At 56.8% G+C, this 3,056-nt stretch carries 4 protein-coding genes; all 4 read right to left on the reverse strand.

The features are described 5' to 3' along the window. Positions 1-323: 323 nt before the first annotated feature. Positions 324-950, reverse strand: a complete 627-nt coding sequence (locus HQL98_16180; protein MBF0273583.1) for a hypothetical protein — start codon at positions 948-950, stop codon at positions 324-326. Between the two features lie 84 nt (positions 951-1,034). After that, positions 1,035-1,823 carry a DNA adenine methylase gene (locus tag HQL98_16185; GenBank protein ID MBF0273584.1) on the reverse strand — a complete coding sequence of 263 codons (789 nt, stop codon included), beginning with the start codon at positions 1,821-1,823 and terminating at the stop codon, positions 1,035-1,037. Beyond that, the gene (locus HQL98_16190) at positions 1,768-1,992 is read right to left on the reverse strand and encodes a Com family DNA-binding transcriptional regulator (GenBank protein ID MBF0273585.1); all 225 of its coding nucleotides are present in this window, start codon (positions 1,990-1,992) and stop codon (positions 1,768-1,770) included. The genes HQL98_16185 and HQL98_16190 overlap by 56 nt, the downstream gene beginning before the upstream one ends. A 190-nt stretch (positions 1,993-2,182) precedes the next feature. Then, positions 2,183-3,043, reverse strand: coding sequence for a hypothetical protein (locus tag HQL98_16195; GenBank protein ID MBF0273586.1), 861 nt, complete (start codon positions 3,041-3,043; stop codon positions 2,183-2,185). Positions 3,044-3,056: the final 13 nt, after the last annotated feature.

The following is a 3,056-nucleotide window of genomic DNA, read 5'->3' on the forward strand; positions in this document are numbered from 1 at the left end:
TAACTGACGCCGCCCCGGCAACGGGGCGGCATTGCAATGTCCGGTCCATCAAGACACTATTTTAACCAGATAAATCAATCAAAAAAGGCTTCCCATCCTCATTGGTTGCATGGCATTGTGTGGACAACAAAGAACCAGAACAAACAACCAAACGGAGAAATGACCATGACGATCAACGAAGCCAAAGCAATCATGGATGCGGCATGGAACGCCTGGGTCGCCGCAGACGTGTACCGCGACGGGCAAAATGAGAATTGGCGACGGGCAAAATGAGAATGTAAAAAGTGTTCGGAACTCTCGGGGCTATTCGCGGAAGCGATGGTTTATTGTTGTTCGTCGCCAGGACGCAGCAACCCCCGCAGATAGTGATTGAACGGATTGTCCGGCTTGTCTTTCGTGGCGATCTTCACCCAATCTTCCGCTTTTTCCAGGTTGCCCTGGTCGATGTGGAACGCCGCCAATTTTTGAGCAACCTGCCATCCTTCGATCTTGCGCGGGTTCTTGTATTCGTCCAACAGAAAGCGCTCCCCTTCGTCCTGCGACCCCGCATCTGCCAGCCATTCGGCGTAACGGGCGATCCAGTAGTCGATCAACAAGAATGGATCCTCCCGGTCTCCGTCCAGCATGCGCTTGAGCAGCGTCAAGGCGGTATCTGACTCCCCTTCTTTTTGGTAAGCGGCTGCCATCTCCGCCAACATCAGAGGGGAACATTGACATAGGATCAATTTGTCAAGCACATCCAACGGCAACCCCTGAATGATCTGCGAGGCGACCATGGCGCGCATCTTCTGGGCGGAAGAACTGAAATGCTGGGATCCCTCGTAAAACGGACTGTCCTCGGACTGTTCCTCATCAGTCAGCCGTCGGGTCAATGTGTCGACATATTGTATAGCCCGAATCGGGGCATTGGCATCCATTTCAGATTGGTTGAGGTCTTTCGGTAAACCCACTGGTACGACCCTCCTTGAAGAGTGATGGTCAAAAGACCCACCGGGGCAGGGAAGAGTGCCTCGGTGGGGAGTCGGTTCAAGGTGTCAATAGTTCCGGATCAACACCTCCCGGGCCGGCATGTTCCGGTTGACATGGCAGGAGTAGCGGGTCATCACCGGATCGATATGGAATCCTTTGAAGATCTCACGGATCTGTGGACGGTCGTTGAGGCTCAAAAGGAATTTGCCCTTCATGGTGGACAGCAGTTCGGCCAGGACTCCGAAATCCTCCTTTCCGAAAATTCCTTTGCCGTAATACCCCTCACAATCCCAATACGGGGGATCCAGATAGTAAAAGGTCTGCGGGCGGTCATAGCGTTGAATCACTTCTTTATACGGTAAATGCTCGATGGTGACCCTGGCGAGACGACGATGCGCCAGCTCAATCTCCCGCCGCACAGACAACGGATTGAGTCTGGCCGGCTGGATTGCTGATGTCCCAAAGGTGGCGCGACCCGACTGTCGCCCGCCGAACGACAATTTATGCACATAGTAGTAACGAACGGCACGCTGGAGGTCGGTCAATGTGCCCACCGGCGTATCAAGGAAACGATCGAACTCCTCTCGGCTCGACAGCACCCATTGTAGCGATTCCACGAACGCCTCCCAATGGCACCGGACGATACGGTACAAATTGATGATGTCCCCGTTGATGTCATTCAAAACTTCGCAGGATGACGGTCGCTTGCGAAACAGAATCCACGCCGCTCCCGCAAACGGTTCGACGTAACACTGGTGATCCGGAATCCTGGGGACAATGACACGGGAGAGCCGATATTTACCGCCCATCCAACCCGCCAAAGGGGATTTGATTTGAGTTTCCGACTTGTCCATATTGGTTGCCTCGCAAGGGCGCTCTCAGGCGATCGGTCTGGTTCGGCTCTGGGCCAGATAGAATACGGTTGATGGTTTTGCACCTCGGACATTTGATCTCGATGTGGGATATGCCTCCCTCCTTTGCCAATAGACGATGGCAGTGTCTGCAACGCATTTCATTTAACATGGGATCCATCCTATACTCTTTTCCGACCGCACGCGCGGCGGCGGGACGGCCAATAATGGCCATGTTGGTCGTGCAGGGCGGATTCCTGCGGTTGGGGTGTTACCGCACCCCAACCCTCGCCATCTGTGACGGGGGAATGCTGGAACGATCAAACCAGACGGCTTGCCTGGACTTGGTGTTCATGCGCGGCTCATGCGCGGTCATCGACCCGTCGCAACAGATCGATCGTGGTGTTCATATGGAGGTCGGAAATCTCGTGGCGTACCGACATGACCTGTCCGCGCCAGACTCCCAGCCAATCGTCTCGCACCTCCACAAGTTGCCCGGGCAGGATGCCGGGAAGAAACAGACAATCCAGGGTGACGGACTGGAGCGGTTCGCCCGCATCCATTTCGGCCCGGCCCCGCTCCCGCATGACATCCACCGTCGCGGCCAAAGGTTCCACCACATCCGCCCCGGGGAACCGCCCATCGCCCCGCTGGACCACGATTTCACCGGTGCCGGACACATCCCCATCCATGCCGGACGCCACCAGGGCGATCGGGAAACGGCGCGCGCCGGCCAACTCCTCCGGTGGCATGATGCGCCAGCCGTAAGCCTGGATCGTCACTCGTAACCGGGCCACGGCCAAACCGGAAGATTCGGCTCGCACGGTGAGGCCATCCGCCGCCAATGACAACGACCCCAATGCCGCCCCCATCCACGTCCAGGAATCGATGGATTGCACCGGGTGGGACAAAGTGGCGGTGTCGGTCTCCGAAAACACCAGATCCACCTCCTCCGAATAGACTTGCGGAGGATCCGGCCACAGTTCGCCCGCCGAGGCCGATAACCTGACGCTGGAGACACCAGGGCCGACATGCACCAACACATGCACCGGATGACCGGGTGTCAGCACCACGCCTCCAGGGTTCAGGCCGTCATCCCGATCATCCGGCTGGATCGCAATCAAGCCCTGCCTGGGGGGCCAGTTGCGGACCGTCACCCGGTCCACCCGCTTCGGACGACGATAGGGCATCCTCAGAAAGTCCAACACATTGAAACTGTACATGAAATCGTATTTA

The sequence above is a fragment of the Magnetococcales bacterium genome, assembly GCA_015231755.1.
In the GTDB taxonomy this organism is placed as follows: Bacteria; Pseudomonadota; Magnetococcia; order Magnetococcales; family Magnetaquicoccaceae; genus Magnetaquiglobus.